Annotated in this window: 17 protein-coding genes; 9 read left to right on the top strand and 8 right to left on the bottom strand. The window is 63.9% G+C overall.

All coding sequences use genetic code 11. The features are described from left to right. The first annotated feature begins 22 nt into the window (after positions 1 to 22). The 3 genes from ACYJ11_RS20020 to pyrI all read left to right on the top strand — a co-directional run bounded on the left by ACYJ11_RS20020 (position 23) and on the right by pyrI (position 2,668). Positions 23 to 1,180: an FG-GAP repeat domain-containing protein gene (locus ACYJ11_RS20020; RefSeq protein ID WP_461649174.1), complete on the top strand. Its 1,158-nt coding sequence runs from the start codon at positions 23 to 25 to the stop codon at positions 1,178 to 1,180. 109 nt (positions 1,181 to 1,289) lie between these two features. Next, on the top strand, positions 1,290 to 2,204 hold the full coding sequence (gene pyrB, locus ACYJ11_RS20015; RefSeq protein WP_188850878.1) for an aspartate carbamoyltransferase: 915 nt from the start codon (positions 1,290 to 1,292) through the stop codon (positions 2,202 to 2,204). Then, positions 2,201 to 2,668 carry an aspartate carbamoyltransferase regulatory subunit gene (gene pyrI, locus ACYJ11_RS20010; protein ID WP_170096363.1) on the top strand — a complete coding sequence of 156 codons (468 nt, stop codon included), beginning with the start codon at positions 2,201 to 2,203 and terminating at the stop codon, positions 2,666 to 2,668. Before pyrB ends, pyrI begins: the two co-directional genes overlap by 4 nt. Positions 2,669 to 2,689: 21 nt before the next feature. On the opposite strand, the gene ACYJ11_RS20005 is transcribed toward pyrI, so the two are convergent. From ACYJ11_RS20005 to ACYJ11_RS19980, 6 genes are read right to left on the bottom strand one after another with little or no spacing between them, the layout of a single operon-like run. After that, positions 2,690 to 3,556, bottom strand: coding sequence for a DUF58 domain-containing protein (locus tag ACYJ11_RS20005; protein WP_461649173.1), 867 nt, complete (start codon positions 3,554 to 3,556; stop codon positions 2,690 to 2,692). Between the two features lie 55 nt (positions 3,557 to 3,611). After that, a complete protein-coding gene (locus ACYJ11_RS20000) occupies positions 3,612 to 4,553 on the bottom strand; it encodes an AAA family ATPase (protein ID WP_461649172.1) in 942 nt (313 codons plus the stop codon). Beyond that, positions 4,550 to 5,506 carry a DUF7502 family protein gene (locus tag ACYJ11_RS19995; protein WP_461649171.1) on the bottom strand — a complete coding sequence of 319 codons (957 nt, stop codon included), beginning with the start codon at positions 5,504 to 5,506 and terminating at the stop codon, positions 4,550 to 4,552. Before ACYJ11_RS19995 ends, ACYJ11_RS20000 begins: the two co-directional genes overlap by 4 nt. Next, entirely contained in the window at positions 5,506 to 6,165 is a 660-nt protein-coding gene (locus ACYJ11_RS19990) for a chromosome partitioning protein (protein WP_461649170.1), read from the bottom strand. The genes ACYJ11_RS19995 and ACYJ11_RS19990 overlap by 1 nt, the downstream gene beginning before the upstream one ends. Continuing rightward, entirely contained in the window at positions 6,162 to 8,528 is a 2,367-nt protein-coding gene (locus ACYJ11_RS19985) for a VWA domain-containing protein (RefSeq protein ID WP_461649169.1), read from the bottom strand. The genes ACYJ11_RS19990 and ACYJ11_RS19985 overlap by 4 nt, the downstream gene beginning before the upstream one ends. Then, positions 8,528 to 10,321 carry a DUF7408 domain-containing protein gene (locus tag ACYJ11_RS19980; protein ID WP_461649168.1) on the bottom strand — a complete coding sequence of 598 codons (1,794 nt, stop codon included), beginning with the start codon at positions 10,319 to 10,321 and terminating at the stop codon, positions 8,528 to 8,530. The genes ACYJ11_RS19985 and ACYJ11_RS19980 overlap by 1 nt, the downstream gene beginning before the upstream one ends. A 237-nt stretch (positions 10,322 to 10,558) precedes the next feature. Between ACYJ11_RS19980 and ACYJ11_RS19975 the strand changes: the two genes are divergently transcribed. The 6 genes from ACYJ11_RS19975 to ACYJ11_RS19950 all read left to right on the top strand — a co-directional run bounded on the left by ACYJ11_RS19975 (position 10,559) and on the right by ACYJ11_RS19950 (position 16,801). Then, positions 10,559 to 11,197 carry a helix-turn-helix domain-containing protein gene (locus tag ACYJ11_RS19975; RefSeq protein ID WP_461649167.1) on the top strand — a complete coding sequence of 213 codons (639 nt, stop codon included), beginning with the start codon at positions 10,559 to 10,561 and terminating at the stop codon, positions 11,195 to 11,197. Between the two features lie 161 nt (positions 11,198 to 11,358). Continuing rightward, positions 11,359 to 11,601, top strand: a complete 243-nt coding sequence (locus ACYJ11_RS19970; protein ID WP_005533977.1) for a 4Fe-4S ferredoxin N-terminal domain-containing protein — start codon at positions 11,359 to 11,361, stop codon at positions 11,599 to 11,601. Beyond that, the gene (locus tag ACYJ11_RS19965) at positions 11,594 to 14,089 is read left to right on the top strand and encodes a molybdopterin-dependent oxidoreductase (RefSeq protein WP_461649166.1); all 2,496 of its coding nucleotides are present in this window, start codon (positions 11,594 to 11,596) and stop codon (positions 14,087 to 14,089) included. The genes ACYJ11_RS19970 and ACYJ11_RS19965 overlap by 8 nt, the downstream gene beginning before the upstream one ends. 2 nt (positions 14,090 to 14,091) lie before the next feature. Further along, a complete protein-coding gene (dsrO, locus tag ACYJ11_RS19960) occupies positions 14,092 to 14,922 on the top strand; it encodes a sulfate reduction electron transfer complex DsrMKJOP subunit DsrO (protein ID WP_461649165.1) in 831 nt (276 codons plus the stop codon). Then, positions 14,922 to 16,217, top strand: coding sequence for an NrfD/PsrC family molybdoenzyme membrane anchor subunit (nrfD, locus tag ACYJ11_RS19955; RefSeq protein WP_461649164.1), 1,296 nt, complete (start codon positions 14,922 to 14,924; stop codon positions 16,215 to 16,217). The genes dsrO and nrfD overlap by 1 nt, the downstream gene beginning before the upstream one ends. Then, positions 16,214 to 16,801, top strand: coding sequence for a TorD/DmsD family molecular chaperone (locus tag ACYJ11_RS19950; RefSeq protein WP_461649163.1), 588 nt, complete (start codon positions 16,214 to 16,216; stop codon positions 16,799 to 16,801). Before nrfD ends, ACYJ11_RS19950 begins: the two co-directional genes overlap by 4 nt. Positions 16,802 to 17,010: 209 nt before the next feature. On the opposite strand, the gene ACYJ11_RS19945 is transcribed toward ACYJ11_RS19950, so the two are convergent. Beyond that, on the bottom strand, positions 17,011 to 17,643 hold the full coding sequence (locus tag ACYJ11_RS19945; RefSeq protein WP_326838527.1) for a trimeric intracellular cation channel family protein: 633 nt from the start codon (positions 17,641 to 17,643) through the stop codon (positions 17,011 to 17,013). Positions 17,644 to 17,815: 172 nt separating this feature from the next. Next, positions 17,816 to 19,054: a P-loop NTPase gene (locus ACYJ11_RS19940; protein ID WP_461649162.1), complete on the bottom strand. Its 1,239-nt coding sequence runs from the start codon at positions 19,052 to 19,054 to the stop codon at positions 17,816 to 17,818. Positions 19,055 to 19,056 lie beyond the last annotated feature (2 nt).

Raw genomic sequence — 19,056 nt, 5'->3', positions numbered from 1 at the left:
TAGCCCGGCTATAACAATACCGATGCACCCGAACGGCTGGGACATGAACCTCCATCACGAGCGCATCGAAGCCTCGCCACCGGCGAGCACGATGAGCTTCTGTCTCACGACCGACCTCACGGGGAACGGTCGGCCAGATGTTATCGTCGGGGCGCTCGGCGACGAACACGAAGTCCAGTTCCCGCTCGTCGACAAGTCAGTCGACTTGCTGTCCGTGTTCGGCATGGGGCCGCTGGCCCGCTGGCTCCAGACGAACGTGTTCTGGTACGAAAACCCCGGCTGGGAGCGACACGACGTTGCCAGCGCACCGGAACTCTCCGTCGGCGGCTCGCTGGGCGATATAACGGGGAACGGTCGTCCGGATATGGTCGCCGGCCAGAACATCCACCAGCACAAACTGTGGTGGTTCGAGATACCGAACGACCCGCGAGAGCAGTGGACACGGCGGCTCATCACTGACGACTTCGAGAAATATCACGACACTGCTGTGGCGGACGTGGACGGCGATGGCCAGAACGAGGTCGTCGGACTGTCTCAGGAGTCCAAGAAGGTGTTCTACTACGATATTCCCGACGACCCGACCCGGGAGCCGTGGCCGGTGGCGAACCGCCACATCGTCGCCGAAGACCTCGATGTCGAAGGTGTCGCTGTCGAAGATGTCGACGGCGACGGCGAGGTCGAGATCGTCGCCGGCCCCAACGTCTTCCACCGGACGGCCGATGGGTGGGACCGGGAGCCGATCGCCGAGGGCTGGCAGTGTACCCGCGTCGCTATCGAGGACATCGACGGCGACGGCGATCTGGAAATAATCCTTGTCGAGGGTGACGAACCGTATCTCGACGACCGCCCGGCCAGGCTGGGCGTGTTCGACCCGCCCGAGTGGAACCTGACTTTGTTGCACGACGACCTCTCGAACCCACACAGCCTCGACGTGGCGGACCTCGACGGCGACGGGAGCCCCGACATCTTCGTCGCGGAAATGGGGCTTGAGGACGGACACGAACCGCGACAGCTCGTGTTCCACAACGACGGCGCGGGGAATTTCGAGCAGAAAGAACTGAATACCGGTATCCCTACCCACGAGGCGAAGGTCGTCGACCTCGACGGTGACGGCATCCCAGACATCGTCGGTAAGGCGTACACCGAGCCCCGCGTCGATGTCTGGCAGAGCAATCCCTGACCCGTATTGCTATTTCGGCCGCTATTTCTTTCTGACCTGATGATGTAAGCGACCGTTCAATTCCCGTGTCGGGGGATTCAAGACCGTCCGGAGCGCGGTACCGAGTGAAATGCGGCACGACCACATCATCAGCGCGAAACAACTCTCGCGGGGCGACATCGAGACGGTGCTCGACCGCGCGGCTGACATCGCGGCTGACCCGGGGGCGTTTGCGGACCGGCACAGCGACACGCTGCTTGGGCTCCTCTTTTTCGAGCCGAGTACCCGGACGAAGATGAGCTTCACAACGGCGATGAAACGCCTCGGCGGCGACATCGTCGACATGGGTTCTGTCGAGTCCTCAAGCGTGAAAAAAGGCGAGTCACTGGCCGATACCGTCCGCGTCGTTGAGGGGTACACCGACGCGCTCGTGCTCCGGCATCCCATGGAGGGGTCCGCAAAGATGGCGAGCGAGTTCGTCGACGTGCCGCTCGTCAACGCCGGCGACGGGGCCGGCCAACACCCGACACAGACGCTGCTCGACCTCTACACGATCCGTGAGAACGCGGGCTTCGACGACCTGACCATCGGTATCATGGGTGACCTGAAGTACGGACGGACGGTCCACTCGCTGGCCCACGCACTCACGACCGTCGACGCCAGCCAGCACTTCATCAGTCCGGAGTCGCTTCAGCTTCCTCGTTCGGTCCGCTACGACCTCCACGAGGCCGGTGCGGGCGTCCGCGAGCACACCGAACTCGACGAGATACTCCCGGAACTGGACGTGCTCTACGTGACGCGCATTCAGGCCGAGCGGTTCCCGGACGAGAGCGAGTATCGCGAAGTCGCCGGCCAGTACCAGATCGACGCTGCCACGCTTGAGGCGGCCAAGGACGATCTGACCGTGATGCACCCGCTTCCGCGGGTCGACGAGATCGCCCACGATGTCGACGAAACCACCCATGCACAGTACTTCCAGCAGGCCCACAACGGCGTCCCGGTACGGATGGCGCTGCTCGACCTGATGCTCGGAGGCGACCAATGAGCGACAACGACCAGCAACTCCGCGTCTCGAAGATCCGGAACGGCACCGTTCTTGACCACATTGCGGGCGGACAGGCGCTGAACGTCCTGGCGATTCTCGGCATCGACGGTACCAGCGGCGACTCCGTCTCCGTCGCGATGAACATGCCCTCGGACCGTCTGGGGCACAAAGATGTCGTCAAGGTCGAGGGCCGCGAACTCTCACAGGACGAGGTCGACGTGCTCTCGCTCATCGCTCCCGCGGCGACGATCAACATCATCCGCGACTACGACGTTGTGGAAAAACGCCGCGTCGAGCGGCCGTCGGTCGTTGAGGGCGTCCTCGAATGCCCGAACCACAACTGCATCACGACCGAAGACGAACCAGTCGACTCGCGTTTTGCTGTCGGCGACGACGGCGTTCGCTGTGAGTACTGCGATACGATCATCCGTGACGACCTGCCGGCACACATCCTCGCAGAGTAGGCTGTTCTTGCTGTCGTTTGGCTACCGCAGCCAGATGCTTGCAAACGAGTCGAAGTAGTCTTCTCCGGTATCGACAAGTACGTGATCCGCGCCGAGTGCCGTGATGCGGTTGGACACCGAGTCGATATGGGCGTCGAGCCGCGACTGGTACGTCTCGGCCAGCGAGCCGCTGAAATACGACCGGCGTGTCTCGTCACTTTCCGGGTCGGCAAACAGCACGTCACCGACGACCCCGGGGTCTCGTTCCCCCGGGGCGACCACGCGGACCAACAGTACGTCGGCGTCGTTACGTGCGAGCGCGGCGACACCGGATTCGAGTGCCTCTGGCTCGGCCAGGCAGTCGCTGAACACGACGACGAGTGAGCGCGAGCGAATGCGTTTGGCGTATGCCTCTAGGGCGGATTCGAAGTCCGCTTTCTCCGCCGGCGAAACCTCGTTCAGTTGGTCGATGAGCGAGAGGAGTTCGCCCCGGTTCGACTGGCCTGTATCGATACGGTCCACCCGGTCGCGGAACGTACAGAACCGGAAGTCATTGTTCTCTTCGGCGGTGAGATAGGCGAAGCCGAGCCCGAGCTTGGCGGCGTACTCGAACTTGTGGCTCGCCGCGTCGCCGTAGTCCATCGATGCACTCGTGTCGACGAGCAGGTGGACGGTCAGGCTCCGTTCTTCCTCGTACTGCTTGATAAAGTATTCCTCGGTGCGGGCGAACAGCTTCCAGTCGATACGCCGCGTGTCGTCCCCCGGCGAGTAGCGCCGGTAGTCGCTGAATGTGAGTCCTTCCCCGACCCGCGGGGATTGCTGATCGCCCTGCCGAATCGAAGTCGTCTGGCGGTTCAGCGCCGCGGTGAATCGGCCGAGTTCGTCCAGAAAGTCCGGCTCGATAGTCACGGCTGTCCCTCCCACTCTTGCTGGGCCGCCCGCTGAACCGTGGGCACTAGGTAGCTCATTCCAGCAGGGCCGCGATGAGGTCGTCCGCCGTCCGTCCCTCCCGCTCGGCCCGGAAATCCACGATAATCCGGTGCCGGAGCACAGGGGCGGCCAGCGCCTCAATGTCCTCGCCGGTGACGTGCGAACGGCCGTGGAGGAACGCCCGTGCCTTCGCCGTCTGGACGAGCGCCATGCTCGCCCGCGGGCTGGCACCGAACTCGATGTCGTCGGCCTCGCGGGTCCGACGGACGAGCTGGACCGCCCGGTCACGCAGATCGTCGGCGATGGGCATTTCGCGGACAAGTTGCTGAATCTCCTGAATCTCCGTGCGGGTCAGCGAGCGCTCGACGGGGACCTGTTCCGCGCCGGCGGTGTACATGTCGACGATGGTCCGCTCCTCGTCGTAGTCGGGGTAGTCGACCAGCAGCTTCAGCATGAAGCGGTCGGTCTGGGCCTCCGGGAGCGCGTAGGTCCCCGACTGGTCGATGGGGTTCTGGGTGGCCAGGATGAAGAAGGGGCGCGGCAGTTCGTATGTCTCGCCCGCGGCAGTCACCTGTTTCTCCTGCATCGCTTCCAGCAGGGCGGCCTGTGTCTTCGGCGTCGCCCGGTTGATCTCGTCGGCCAGCACGACGTTGGCGAACACCGGTCCCTTCTCGAAGACGAACTCACGCCCGCTGTCGGTTTCGCGGATGATCTCGGTCCCGGTGATGTCGGAGGGCATCAGGTCGGGGGTGTTCTGAATCCGGGAGAACTGGAGGTCGGTCACCTCCGCGACGGTCCGGACCATCGTTGTCTTCCCCAGTCCCGGGTTCGATTCGAGCAGGGCGTTGCCGTCAGCCAGGATACAGATGAGCAGTTGCTCCAGTACCTCCTCCTGGCCAACGATCCGTGTGGCGATCTGTTCACGTGCGTTCGCGATCTTCTGCTGTAGTTCGTCGATGTCTTGCTCTGGGCTCATGGGTCGGTGTCCTCGTCGTCTGTGTCTCGGTCTCGAATCCTGAGATTGTACTCGCGGATGAGGTCCGCATCTTCGACTTCTTCCTGGCTGGCGAACCCGGCCTGCTGACTGTCGACCGTGCCGCCACCGCTCCCCGGCTCCCCGGCGTCCGGCGACGATGGGAACGACTGGTCCCGGTCGATTTCCTCCTCACCGCCAGTCGAATCGATCTCGGCGGTGAGGTTCTCGTCGCCGGCCTGCACGTCCTCGCTGTCGCCGAGTATCGCGTCGCCGTCTTCGAGCCCCTCGTACTCGCTGGGCCGGTCGTTCGGCGACTCCGTCTCGACCGGGTCGCGGTCGAGTAGGCCGATGTCGACGACAGCCACCTGCACTGTCGCCAGGCTCAGCAGGATAACGACGATAAGCGTGCCGAGCAGCCGCCGGCTATCGACGAGTGCGATGCTCGAACTCTGTTTCAACCCATCGAGAACATCCTCGTAGAGCCGGGCCGCCATCCGCGTTTCGGCCCCGTCCTCGACCGCGTCCCGGGCCGTTCGGAGCGCGTCGGTGACGTTCGCGTTTGCGGCCTCGAACTGCTCGACGAGCGGCTGGCGGACCCGGTGCAGGTACTCGCCGATGAACCAGACCCCCCCAACGGCGAGGCCGACGACTGCACCCGTGGGGAAGGTCAGCTTCGGTATCGAGCGGCCGACAGCTGCCCCGACCGGGTCCGTCACCGCCGCCGGAACTGACAGCTGTGTCGGGAGTTCCGTCGGCGAGAGGACAGTCAGGAAGATGTTCACCAGAAGGAAGATCAACACCGCGTCGACGGTGGCGTAGATGAACGCCGCCTTCTTGCCCTCGCGTCTGACCTCGGCGATGGCGTCAGCCATGCGTTCGCGTGCCTGTGCCCGTCCGTTTTCAGGCGGCTCGTCGTCGCCGCTTTCTCCGGTATCTGTGTCGGGATCGTCCATCAGTAGTCCTCGCAGGTCGGGTCCGGTGTCTCCATCCTGTTACAGATGGTCTCGATATCGTCTCTCAGCTCTTCGTTCTGGTCTTCGAGGTCCTGGATGTCACTTTCGAGAGAGGAGATCCGTGATTCCAGACTGTCGATTTCGTCCTGCAGGTCCGACACTTTGTCCTCTAGTTCGTTGCGCTCGTCTTCTAACTCCTCGTTTTCGGCCTCTAGGTCGCCGATTGTCGACTCGAGGTCATCAACTTCATCTTGGAGATTGTCGCGCTCGTCCCGCAGGTCCTCGACTGACCCTTCCAGTTCTTCGACGCGGTTTTCGCTCTTGCGGAGCGATTGCCGGGTCTCCGCTAACTGGCTCTCTGTAGCGTTCAGTTGCTCTTCTGTCTGGTTCAGGTTGGTCGCGACTTGATCGACATCTTGCGACCGCGTCTCTAGTCGCTCTTCGAGTTCGTCGACGCGGGTCCGGGTAGATTCCAGGTTACTTCTGGTGTCGTCCAGATTCCCTCGAAGTTCGGCGTTTTCCTGTCTGAGATCCTGGTTCTGCGATCGTAGTTCGCTCGCGGAGTCCTGATACAGCACCGTTGTCCCGCCGGTGCCGACCATCGAGAGGAGGACGAACAATACGAGTCCGAGATTGATTCGGCGGCCGATTGCGCTCACGGGAGACCACTCTCCAGGGAGGTGCGACCGCGGTACACTTGAACACGCCGGGCGACCACCTCGCCGGTGAACAGCAGGAGTGCGCCGAGCAGGGCAACCCAGTCCCAGGTGTCCCGAACGGTCCGGACCCGGGTGGACTTCTGCCGTGCCTCTCTGGCTATCTGTTCGCCCTGGCTCGGGCTGAAGGTCTGCCCGCCCGTCGTTTCGACGAGCGCATCGAGGCTGTCACTCGGGCCGAAGGACGCGTACTCGACGGGGTAGTTCGCCGCGTACTCGGTGTCGAGTGCGGTCTGATATCCTGCCTCCCGAGGCGTGAACTCGCCGCGATACCGGCCGTCGCCGATCTGGCGGAAGGAGATGTTCGCCGCCTCCGGGCGGCTATCGCCTCGGTAGGTCAGCGTTGTCGGACGCCCCACACGGGCGTCACCGACCGCCGTGACGCCGGTCTGGGTACGCATTGGATCGCCGACCGCGTAATTGACCGATCTCGTGACGACCAGCGAGTCCGGCCGGTCGAGCAGGCCGCCCATCGTGTTGTCCGAATCGTAGGCGGTAATAGAGACCACGCGGCCCAGCCCGAACCGCCAGGAGGTGATGGCCGGCTTCCCGTCCGCGGTGGCGACCTGATAGTCGGCACCGGGCTTGACCTGGACGTTGTTCGCCTGACCGGGATTGGCCGTCAGCTCGACGCCGGAGGTGATGAACGTGTCCTCTGTGACGATGGTGAGGTTCTCCCCCTGGTAGCGCCGCGAGGAGCCGCCAAAGAGGAGCCGCAGCCGCTCGGTCTCGTCGGCCGCGAAGTACGAGCCGCCGGACTCGCTGGCGATCTGGCGCATCGTCGGGATGCCGACCCGCTTGCCGACGCCGACCGAGACGACGCGCGTCCCTTCGCGGCCCAGCTGGTTGGCGACGGCTGCCGGCGGGCCGAGCTGGTCCTGACCGTCACTGAGGAGGATGATCGTCCCTTCGCGGTCGCCCAGCAGTTCGTCGGCTCCCTGAAGCCCAACAGCGATATCGGTCGCGCCACCGCTTTCCAGCCGGCGTATCTTGTCGGCAGTCTCCGCCCGGTTCTGGCCGAGTGCTTGCATCTCCGAGACGCGATATGCGTCGTGGTTGAATGCGACGACGCCCACCCGGTTCTCGTCGCCGAGCTGGTCGAGTACATCCAGCGCGACGGCTTTCTGTATCGAGAGGCCGCCCTCGGCGCTACCGGACACGTCGACGAGAATGACGATGTTCGACTCGCCGCCGGTCGCGTTCCCCACGCGGACCGGGAGCATTGAGGCCACCGAGGACGTTTCATACCCACCGTTCTCGTAGGCATTGTCGCCGCCCGCGACGACCAGCCCGCCACCGTTGATGACGAAGTCCTGCAACGCGGTGGCGTTCCCGATATTGCCCGACGGCGTGTCTTGCATGACGACGGCGGCGTAGTCGTCGAGGTCCGCCGGAACCGACGAGGCCGTCGAGACGTTGTACAGCGAGCCGAGGTAGTTTCGCAGCGGGTACTTGCCCTGTGAGACGTACAGCACGTCGGGCTGTTCGACGACGCGGACGCTCTTATAAAATACGTCGTTTCGCGCGTACTCGTCGTCGCCGGACAGCGTCGCAGTCACGCGGTGTGACCCGATTTCCTCGAACGTATGGTCGACGGTGAGCGTCCCGTCCGGTCGGAGTTCGCCTTCAGTGACCGTCTCGCCGTCGATGGTCACCTCGACGGGCACCGATTCGATGACACTCACGCCCTCCATCGAGACGGTGTACTGGGACTGGACGCCGCGGCTCACCGTCGACGGCCCCGCTATCGCTACGGCACGCTCGGTGCGTGGCGACTGCGGGGTGACGCTATGGACAGTCGCGTTGAGCCCGGCGGCGTCCTCGGCGGCCGTCGCCAGGCTTCGACCCTCCGTGACGCGCCCGTCGGAGACGACGACGACCGTTCCGTTCTCTTGAAGATTTGCCGCCACGCCGTCACCGATCCGCGAGTTCGACCCGCTGCCGATCGTCGCTCGCGTCACCGGAACCCCCTCGCCTTCGATGTCCTGTACCAGTTCGTCGGTCGTGTTCGGGTAGATGCCCATGCTCGCGGATTCGTCTGTCAGCAGTGTCACGCCCGGTTCGCCCGGTGTCTCGCGGGTCTGGACGGTGTATGGTTCCATCGCGCCGAGCACGAGCAGGCAGACGATGAGTACGCGGCTGGCGAGCAGGAGCCGGCGGCTCCGGTTCGAGGCCGATCGCGGCCCGCCGTCGCCGCGCCGGACCAGATATACGAGGAGGCCGACGGCGACCGGCAAGACGAGTAGCGGCCACAGGTGCTCGACGCCGACAGTGAGCCCCTCCGCGAGGGTGTATGAAACGGCCATCAGAGATCACCCCGTCGGCGCAGATAGCCGACCTCGGCCAGTGCGAGCACCAGCCCGCCCAGCGCGAAGTATTCGGTCAGCGGCTGTGGCACCGACCGCTGTTCGGTCCGGGTGAGGTTCCCGGCCGTTCCGGAGCGCCGGTCGAGTGTTTCGACGTTGGTGTTGGATTCGCCCTCGTCCAGCAGCGACGCGCTCACCTGCCGGCTCTCACTCCGGTAGAGGCCGGCCCGCTGGAGCCGGACCGAGGTCCCGGAGATGGAACCGTCCGGCCCCTCGACGGTGGTGTTACCGAACCGGACGGTCTCACCGGTCTCGTGGTTCAGCGCCGGGAGCTGTTCCCTGTCCGCGAGATAGTACACCGCCCGCTTCCAGAACACGGGATACTGGTAGTTGAACTTGAAGCTGGACCGGTCCTCGATGTAGCCGTAGTACATGACACGGCCACCGCTCCGGTCCTCGGTCGCGATGAGCGGCGTCCCGTCGCCCAGTTGCACCTGAGCCGACCCGGAGCGTAGCGAGCCGGAGATGTACTCGTCCGGCGGCTGGAAGTCGATGCCGCGGGTGAGCTGTGTCTGTGCCGTCTGACCCACCGTCGCCCCCGTCCGTGTCTCGCCGGGCTCGATGAGGAGGAGGTCCCGATACCGCTGTGGGAGGTTGTCCTGTGCCAGCACCGCCACGCCGCCACCGTCTTTGACCAGCTCGCGTCCGGTTTCGACGTTCCCGGGGAGCAACGAACTCCGCTCAACGTTGCTGTACAGGATCACGTCGTAGTCGGCCTGAATCGTCGTCGGCGGCTGCCTGACCGTCACGTTCACCCGGTCGACGACCGACAGTGCGGTGGTCAGGTACCGGTTCCGGTCGTTTGTCAGCACCAGTACGTCGACAGCCGCGTCCGCCGGCGCGGCGACGTAGACGCTGTCGTCAGTCGTGAAACTGTCGCCCGGGCTGAGTTGCGCCTCACTCCCGCCAGTCGGGACCGGTAGCGTCACAGAACCCACGTCGTCTGGCCCGAGCTGTAGTTCTCGCTGGGTGTTACCGAGCCGGACGGTCCGGGTGACGGTCGAGTCGCCGTAGTTTTTCACCGACAGCGTCACCGCCGAGCCGGAGAACCGCCGGTCGATGAACCCGACGTTCGCGTCGCCCCCGCCGTCGAACTGCTGGAGATCGACGGAGAGGCCGCGCCCGCGCGCCGTCGTGACCGCCGTGGTCCACTCCTCACCAGCGAAGTCGCTCAGAACGACAATTCTGGCGTTTTCGCCGGCCAGCGAAGCCGCCTGCGAGATAGCGCCGCTGAGTTCCCCCGGCGTGTCCGTTGGCGTGAGTCCGTCTAGCGTTCCCTGTGCCGCTGTCGGCGTACCACGCTGGAGTACCACATCGCCACCGCTGGTCGTGGTGACGATAGATGTCGTCCCCGTCACCTCCTCCCGGGCGGCCGCGACGGCCCGCTGGAAGCGTGTCTGGCCGTCGGCGTCTGTCTGCATGGACGCGCTCGTGTCGACGACGATGACCGTCTCCTCAACCGTCGCCCGCTCGGAGACCGTAACATACGGTGTCGCCAGTCCGACCGCGAGCACCAGCACAACCAACACCTGTAACAGCAGGAGGAGGCTGCGTGAAATCCGTTCGAGAAACGGTGTCGCTGACTGCTGGCGCTCTCCGGCGACGAGAAACTGGAACGTCGGCAGCGTGAGTTCCTGTGGGTCCGGTCGAATGAGATACAGCACCACAATCGGCACCGCAAGGAGGAGGGCAGCCAGTCCCAGGGGGGCAAGCAAAACGTCCGAGAGGACCATTGTTGGTGTATCAGGCGGAGGCGGCATTTATCTTGTGAATCTGGTGACACCAACTTGTGGACATGACCACGACGCCGTCTCTCTGGGTCACGGTGGGGCACAGTTTCTATCTGGAACCGTCGTGACTGCTGGGAGATATTTATACATGAACGTTCGGGACGAACATGTCGCCGTCTGCCGATTACAGTGAGAATTGACAAAACGTATTTAAGTAAACGACGGAGAGGTGCAAACAGGATGGACCAAGCCGAGAGCGGGCGTACAGGGACGACAACGGGTACCGCAACCGAACGGCCCCTCAAGATCCTGTTCGAAATTGAGCTGCCCGATAACTGTTCGTGTCCACTCTCGGATCCGGACGCAGACATCGAGAGCGTTCACAACCAGATCGACGACGGAATCTGCCACGCAGAGATGACCGTCTCCGATGAAACCGGTACTGCGCGGGTCCTTCATTCGACAAATCAGGTCGGGGACGGCTGCCTCTGTCTCGCGTTTGGCGAGGTCGGGTGTGTGCCACGAACCCGACGCGTAGACGGTGACACCCTCTTCATCGAAACGTACGTCTCAGACCGGAGCGTCATCAGCGAGCTAGTCGAGCAGATGCAATCAGCGGCCGAAAGAGTCCGTCTGCGACGGCTGACATCCCGGCAGGACGACGAGACGGAGTCGGAGCCTGCGACTGTCGACCTCTCCTGTCTCACGACAAAACAACGGGAAGCGGCGATACTCGCGGTCGACGAAGGCTACTACCGGCAGCCCCGACAGACGACCCTCGACGAACTCGCATCGACGCTCGATATCTCGAAATCGGCGCTCTCTCAGCGCCTGAACGCCGTCGAATCGAAACTCGCGACGGCTGCTTTCGACCCGTAAGTTTGTTTCTTCCGCCGGAAACCGCGTTTCCCGACACAGCATCGGTCTGTCGGCGACACCGTGAGTGCGAACGGACTGGCGCGGTCCGCAGCCGTACTTAAACCGCTTCATAATACAGCGCGTTTCCTACCGAGTTCCGAGAGGAATCGACAACTAGAGCCATGAATAACCCACAGGAGCCGAGATTGACGCCGATTGATGAGTGGGAAGATGAAGCAACAGCGATGCTTGACGGCGTCGACTACGACACTGACTTGGGACTACGGATGGCTCGCGACGCGATTCGTGTCTCGAACGGGGAACTGAGCGACGCCGAATTCCACGAAAAGTACCACGAGGCGGTACTGGCGGAGTTCGGTGAAGACGAGCGGCCGACCAAACCCGAGGGATTCGACGATGACTGACAACGATGGCCTGTACCGACGCGATGTGCTGAAAGCCGGAGGCGCGGCTGCTGCACTCGGTCTCGGCGGCGGCGAGTTCCTCCAGGGACTGGCCGAACGCGGAGACGAAACGGCGGCGTCAAAACGCGACCCGGGTATCGAGAGCTACGTCGGACAAAACGACGTCATCCAGACCGTCTGCTCGCCGAACTGCCGCGGGAAGTGTCCCATCGATGTCCACGTCCGCGACGGACAGGTGAAGAAGGTCGAGCCACATCCGCCGGAAGACGAGCAGTACAAGCGGGCCTGTGTGCTCGGACTCTCGCACACCCAGCGCGTGTACGACCCGACGAGGCTGAAATACCCGATGAAGCGGACAGACTGGTCGCCCGACGAGCCAAATCCCGACGGACGCGGCCCGGATGCCGAGTTCGAGCGCGTCTCTTGGGACGAGGCGCTCGATCTGGTTGCCGACAAAATGCAGTCGCTGAAGGCAGCCCACGGCGCAGAGAGCGTTCTCTTCCACGAAGGGTCGGGGAACTACGGCCAGTCCGGCAAGGCGTTCAGCCGCCTGGCCTCTCTGTTCGGCTCAACCCAGTCTGCATGGGGAATCGACGCCAACGTCGGTCGCGGATTCAACCGGGTCACTGGGACCGGCTTCTTCCTGCCACCGACGAACGAAGCCGAGGACTGGGAGAACGCGAACACCATCATCGTCTGGGGGTCGGACATCTTCTCCAGTCAGTTCCAGATGGACGCCTCGAAGGTCCTCGATGCTGTCGAGAGCGGGGCGAAACTCGTCGTGGTGGACCCGGTATATACGACGACTGCGTCGAAAGCCGACCTGTGGCTCCCGGTCAGGCCCGGGAAAGACGTGCATCTCGCGCTTGCGATGATGCACACCGTCTTCGAAGACGGGACGTACGACGAACAGTTCCTTCGGAAGCGGACGACCGGTCCGGCGCTAATTCGGAAGGACACCGGCGACCTGCTCAAGTCGAGTACCGTCTTCGACGACGGCAGCGACGACCAGGTCGTCGCGGTCGAACGGGGCAGTAACACGCCGGTCGAACTCAAACCCGAGACCGACGGCCCGTACGCCCTCTTCGGGGAGTACACCGTCGACGGTATCGAATGTGAGACAGCACTGACCCGACTCCGTGACCACGTGGCCGACTACGCCCCATCGAAAGTCGCGGAGAAGACCGGTGTCGATGCGGAGAACATCCGCACTGCAGTCCGATGGCTGGCGACGCGCGGCCCCGGTGGCATCGCCCCGAGTTACGCGATCGGGCGGTACAAACACGGGCACGTCTTCGGCCAGACCTACGCGATGCTGATGGGGCTAACCGGCGACTACGGCCGGCACGGGAACATCCACGCGCACCATTCCGGCGGTGCGTCGCTCAGTACCGGTGGCTGGAGCGCTCCCGAGGACGCCGACCCCGGACCGTCGCTGTACTTCCCCGAATACCCGGACGCGATACTCGACGGTGACCCGCACAAGGTCAGGGCCGTCTACTCGATCGAGTCGAACATGATGGGGAACCAGTTCCCGGACCGCCAGCGGTTCAGAAAGGCCATCAAAAACCTCGAAATGTACGTGGTTGCGGATATGCACCACACGGACACGGTCCAGCACGCAGATATCATCCTCCCGGCCCCACACTGGTTCGAACAGGAGGACATCACGTCCAGCTGGGGGTCCCATCCACACATCAGTTATCGACACAAGGTTCAGGAACCGATGTGGGAGGCGAGAGACGACTACTACGCGATTCGCGGGCTTGCGGAGCGACTCGGGTTCGGCGACTACTTCCCGGAGGCGAAACGCGAGATGCTCCGGGAACTCGCCAGCCGGGACGATGCCATCGACTTCGAGACGCTGTTCGAGCAGGGGACCCAGAAGAAGCAGAACATTCCCATCGTCAAGTACACCGATGCATTCCCCACTGACACGGGGCGCATCAAGATGTACGACGATGACGCCCCGAGCGAGGAGGGCGTGACGTTCGACCTCCCGCGACCACTCGAAGACCGCACGGCCGACGACTACGAGAAGGCCGACGAGTACCCGCTGATGTTCATGCAGAAGCACAGTCGGTTCCGCATCCACTCACAGTACGAGATGCTGAACTGGGTGCGCGAGGTCAACCCCGAACCGCAGCTGGACATCCATCCGTCGGATGCGAAGGCTCGCGGTATCGAGGACGGCGAGTACGTCCGCGTGTACAACGACCGCGGCGAGATGATTGTGAAGGCGAAGTACAACGAGGCGTTCCAGCCTGGGCTGGTAAACACTGACCAGGGATGGTGGTCACGTGACTACCTCAAGGGTCACCACAACGACCTCACGCACAACGAGGTCAGTGAAATCGGCCAGACAATGTCGTTCTACGATGTCCGTGTCGCCGTCGAGCCGGCTCCCGACGACCTCGACACGGAGAAGTACGAAACGGACAACCCGCGTGGGACTGGCGCTGAAACATCACGTGCAGGAGGTGACTAACGATGACAAACTATGGCCTCGTAATCGATCAGGAGCGGTGTATCGGCTGTCAGGCATGCGCAGTGTCGTGTAAACAGGAGAACAACGTCCCGATGGGGCAGTTCTGGAACCGCGTCCTGACGGAGGGCGGCGACAAGATCGACACTCCGTCCGGTGGCTACCCAGAGGACGGCGGCAGTGGCTCGCTGGACATGCAGTACCAGCCGACGGCGTGCCAGCACTGCGAAAACGCGCCCTGTGTGAAGGTCTGTCCGGTCAACGCGACGTACACACGGGACGACGGAATCGTCGAAATCGACTACGACAAGTGTATCGGCTGTCGCTACTGCATGGCCGCCTGTCCGTACAACGCGCGGGTGTTCAACTGGGATGAACCCGAACACATGCCCGAGGAGGGAACGGGCGACGTTGCCGCCCGGCCACAGGGCGTCGTCGAGAAGTGTACGTTCTGTAGCCATCGCGTCGACGAGGGACTTGACCCGGCCTGTGTCGTCAACTGTCCCGCCGACGCACGCATCTTCGGCGACCTCGACGACGAGGGGAGTACTGTCTCGAAATACATCAACGAGTACGAGACGGACCAGCTCCTCGAAGACCGCGGGACGAACCCGAAGACGCACTACATCAGCGGCGAGATGAGCCCCGGTCGGCCACAGACGTCGGATAAAATGGAGAGCGAACTCGACGATGTCTCTCCGTGGTCCGATGGATCAGAGGACGTGCCAGCTGAGGCCGGTGAAAGCGACAGCAGTGGCTCGGGTGGAAGCCACCACTCCATCGAGGGTGATGCAGCTCCACACGTCCCAGCAGTGGGGTCCGGAGGTGATGACTGATGGCCGCTGACTCATCCCGGATCGCGATCCCGGCCTTCGGAACGAAAGGAAAGCTGTGGCTCGGGCTGCTCGCGACCGTCATAGTCGCTGGACTGGCAGCCTGGGGCTACCAGCTCACGACGGGTCTTGTGGCCACGGGGATGCGCAACGTCTTCTCGTGGGGGCTGTACATCATGATGTTCGTCCTGTTCGTCGGGCTGTCTGCCGGGGGGCTCATCATCTCCAGCGCACCGAAGTTCTTCCACTCACACCGCTACGAGGGGTTCGCACGACTCGGGGTGCTGGTCAGTCTCGCGTGCATCACCGTCGCAGGCCTGCTCATCCTCCCGGACATCGGGCGGCCCGAGCGGCTCTACCAGTTCTTCACCTCGCCGGATTTCCGATCGCCGATGGTGTGGGACTTCGGGATTGTCATTCTCTACGGCGTGCTAAACCTCTGGTATCTGTGGCTCCTGACGCGCCGTGACCTGGCTGCGCGGGGGTCGCCGCTCGCACTGGGTGTCGATGACACCGCCGACGGACGTGAGCGCGACCGCACGCTCATGTTCTGGACCGCAGCACTCGCACTCCCGACTGCGGTCGCCCTTCACTCCGTGACCGGGTGGATCTTCGCGACGCAGATCGGGCGTGGCGACTGGTTCAGCCCCCTCGTCGCACCGGTGTTCATCGCCAAGGCGCTCGTCTCCGGTCTCGGATTGTTGCTGGTCGTGTCGGTCCTCGCAGACCGGCTTACGAACTACGAGGTCGACCGCGAGGAACTCACGAGTGTCGGCAAGATACTCGGTGTCTTCCTCGCGCTGCACGTGGTGTATCTGCTCGCGGCGGAACGACTGCCCCACGCCTGGGCGAACCACTTCGAGTTCTGGGCCATCACCAGTGGCTTCCTCATCGGCGAGTCCGTCTACTTCTGGCTCTGGACCGTTGTCGGCGGCGCAGTCCCGCTTGTCATGCTGATGATCCCATCGCTCCGGAAGCGCGTGTCGGTCATCTTCACCGCGAGCCTTCTCGCGGTCTTCGGCACGATGTTCGAAGGGGTCCGACTGGTGTTTACAGGATACGAGGTCGCTAACATCGATCTCCCACCGGGCATCTCGCTCGGTGGCGAGTACGCCGGCATCACGACAGACATCTGGGCGACTGCGGGGGCCTACACCCCGACGCTGGTCGAGGTGGTTGTCACCCTCGGTATCGTCGCCTTCGGTGCGCTCATCGTCACGCTCGGCCTGAAGTACGTACCGATCCAGCGAGTCGACGGACAGTACGCGACTGATGGCGGCACAAAGGAACGACAATGACTGGACAGACTGATACCCCCACCACACGCGAGCAGTCACCCGAGCGCGACACTGGAAGCGATGGGTTTCGGTCGGACGCAGCGGCGACCTACGCCGTCCTCGCCGAATGCTGGCGAGAACCGACCGAGCAACTGACCGAAGCCATTGAGGCCGGTGAGTTGGCTCCGGTGGTCGGTGACATCGGCTCGGCCGACCGCCATCGTCTCAGGACCGAGTACACCCGACTGTTCGTCGGTCCAGCGGGACCGCCGTGTCCGCCCTACGAGAGCGTCTATCGTGACGGTGAGGACCCGGATGCACTCGGCCCGGTCAAGGGTCCAGCCACGACGGCCGTCGTGCGCTGGTACAGGGAGTTCGGCGTCCAGCCCGCGGCGGCCCATTCGGACCTCCCGGACCACATCGCCACGGAACTGGAGTTCGCCGCCTACCTCGCGGAAACGGGCTTCGACGAACACCTCGACCAGTTCTTCGAGGAACACCTCGCTGTCTGGGCTGACGAGTTCCTCAGGCAAGTCGAGACAGAGACACGGGAACCGTTCTACGCGTCGCTGGCAACGACGACCCGAGAGATACTCTTTCAGTAGCGGCTCACCGGGGCGTTCCCCGGGTTTGTCGCGGCGGTCGACTGTCTCTTCACCCCCAATACGCGCTCAAAAGCGTCTATACACCGACCACCATCGCGACGAGCACGGGATACCGCTCCCGCAGGCGGTCGCACAGTGGTCACAGCGATGAAGTCCAGCGGATGCAAGAATGGGGCATGACAGACGAGAAGCCGGAACTGCGGGCCGTCCTACTGTGCGTCGCGTCGCTCCCACGCCTGTACCGTCGGGAGCGACCACCCGCGGCCGATTCCCAGCCCCCGGGCCAACAGCACCGCGAGTGCGCACCCGGCCGATGCCACGCTGACGCTGACGCCAATCTGTGCCAGCGCCCAGAAGGCGAGGCCGCCGATAACAGCACAGGACGCGTAGAAGTCCTCGCGGAGAATAAAGGGCGTCCGGCCCAACAGCAGGTCCGATATCGCGCCGCCGCCGGCCGCGTTGACCGTCGCCAGCGCGACGACGGCAAACACCGGGAGGCCGGCCTGCTGACCTAACAGCGCTCCAGTAGTCGAGAAGGCCGCCAGCCCGATGGCATCGGCCGTCAGGACGACGGGGTGCTGGTGACCGTCGTCGAGGAAATGCACGAACAGCACAGCGGCGGTGACACCAAGCAGCGACAGGGCGACTTCGCCGGGCGACTGCAGGGAGTTCGGCACTCTGTTCAACAGCAGGTCCCGCGTCGTCCCGCCACCCAGCGCCGTCATCACGCCGACGACCGTGACACCGAACACATCGTAGCGCTCTTCGATGGCTTTCGCCGCGCCGACGAATGCGAACCCGACCAGCCCGATAGCGTTCATCACCGCAAACGCGTCGGTCACGCTGCCCCTCCACCCTGTCGGGATCTGCCACGTGACCGACCGCGCGCCAGTCGACCCGCTGCGACGAGTATAGCGGTCATTACCGTGTTACTACGGGTGCGGACAATTATGCCTTTAGACCTGCGCTGGCGGCGTGCTACTATTTGTCACTGCTTACTGCCAGCGACTATACCTACGGCTTGACTGTCTCCAGCACCCAGGCCTCGGGTGTTTCCCGGCGGACATCGAACGGGTCGAAGGCCTCGCGTGGGGCTTCCGCGAGCTGGCCCAGAAATTGTCCGACCGGCGTCGGATCGCGGTCGCTGACGAGGACGAACGGCTCGCCGCTGTCCAGCGCGATGAACTGGTCTCGAACCAGATCCTTGCGTTCCTGTGGCGGCAGGCCCCGGATATCGGCGGTCGGGGCGATCGACACCTCGTCTGCGGTGTCGAGGGCGGACTCGACGGCGTCCCCGAGGTCGCTGACAGTATCTGGCACGTCGCCGGGTGCTGGCGTCCCCTGCAGGTCGTGTGAGAACGGGAGTTCGGCCAGGACCTCCGCATCGAGGTCTCCTAGCGCGTCGCCGGTGAACAGGTCGTTCGGTTCGCCACAGCAGTCACAGACGTACTCGGCCATGTTGACGACGGTCCCCAGCACCGGCACGTCGTTGTCGCGGAACAGCTCGACGGTTCGGCTGGTGTCGCTGACGCTCGCGTGAAATGGCGTCGTCACGACGACCACACCGTCGACGGGGACCTCCTGCAGCGTCGTCAGCACCACGTCGCCCGTCCCTGGTGGCAGGTCGAGCACCAGTATCTCGTCGTTTCGCCAGGCGGTGTTCTCGAATAGGTCATCGAGCGCGTCGTGGGCCATCGCGCCGCGCCAGGCCAGCGGCGCGCCGCTTTCCATCAGGCCAACGCTCATCACATCCATGTCGCCAGCCCGGACCGGGAGCGGGTCGCCCTCTTCGCTGGAGTGGACCGGCCCGCTCACATCCAGCAGTTCGGGCACGTTGGGTCCGTGGATGTCGGCGTCGAACAGCGCCACGGCGTTGTCCGCGGCCAGCGCACAGGCCAGATGCGTGGCGACCGTCGACTTGCCGACGCCGCCTTTCGCGCTGGCGACGGCCACGACGTGGTCGAAGGACTCGACGCCGCTTTGCCCCTCGCTCGTCGGTGTCGTCCGCTCGACGTGGACGCTCTCGACGCCGTCCACGTCGTCGACTGCGTGGAGCATCGCCTGAACGACCTGCGTACTTGTCCCGCCGTCCAGTGCGGTCAGGTCGGCTTCGATTGTTACCTCGCCGTCGGCCGCGTCGATGTTCTCGACGAACCCTGCGTCGAACACGGAGAGGTCGGCGTTCGGGTCGCGCACGTCTCGCAGTGCGGCTTCGATACGGTCGGTCAGTGTGGTGGGCGTTCCGTCAGTCATCG

This window comes from Haloarcula sp. H-GB5, assembly GCF_054850705.1.
The sequence above is the reverse complement of the archived record's forward strand: the minus strand, read 5'-3'. Positions and strand labels throughout refer to the sequence as shown.

Coding starts and splice junctions, on each gene's coding strand:
- ACYJ11_RS19985 (WP_461649169.1), bottom strand. CDS start 8,528: ATGGCCGTTTCATACACCCTCGCGGAGGGGCTCACTGTCGGCGTCGAG.
- ACYJ11_RS19965 (WP_461649166.1), top strand. CDS start 11,594: ATGACTGACAACGATGGCCTGTACCGACGCGATGTGCTGAAAGCCGGA.
- ACYJ11_RS19970 (WP_005533977.1), top strand. CDS start 11,359: ATGAATAACCCACAGGAGCCGAGATTGACGCCGATTGATGAGTGGGAA.
- ACYJ11_RS19980 (WP_461649168.1), bottom strand. CDS start 10,321: ATGGTCCTCTCGGACGTTTTGCTTGCCCCCCTGGGACTGGCTGCCCTC.
- ACYJ11_RS19940 (WP_461649162.1), bottom strand. CDS start 19,054: ATGACTGACGGAACGCCCACCACACTGACCGACCGTATCGAAGCCGCA.
- ACYJ11_RS19975 (WP_461649167.1), top strand. CDS start 10,559: ATGGACCAAGCCGAGAGCGGGCGTACAGGGACGACAACGGGTACCGCA.
- nrfD (WP_461649164.1), top strand. CDS start 14,922: ATGGCCGCTGACTCATCCCGGATCGCGATCCCGGCCTTCGGAACGAAA.
- ACYJ11_RS20020 (WP_461649174.1), top strand. CDS start 23: ATGCACCCGAACGGCTGGGACATGAACCTCCATCACGAGCGCATCGAA.
- pyrB (WP_188850878.1), top strand. CDS start 1,290: ATGCGGCACGACCACATCATCAGCGCGAAACAACTCTCGCGGGGCGAC.
- ACYJ11_RS19950 (WP_461649163.1), top strand. CDS start 16,214: ATGACTGGACAGACTGATACCCCCACCACACGCGAGCAGTCACCCGAG.
- dsrO (WP_461649165.1), top strand. CDS start 14,092: ATGACAAACTATGGCCTCGTAATCGATCAGGAGCGGTGTATCGGCTGT.
- ACYJ11_RS20000 (WP_461649172.1), bottom strand. CDS start 4,553: ATGAGCCCAGAGCAAGACATCGACGAACTACAGCAGAAGATCGCGAAC.
- ACYJ11_RS19995 (WP_461649171.1), bottom strand. CDS start 5,506: ATGGACGATCCCGACACAGATACCGGAGAAAGCGGCGACGACGAGCCG.
- pyrI (WP_170096363.1), top strand. CDS start 2,201: ATGAGCGACAACGACCAGCAACTCCGCGTCTCGAAGATCCGGAACGGC.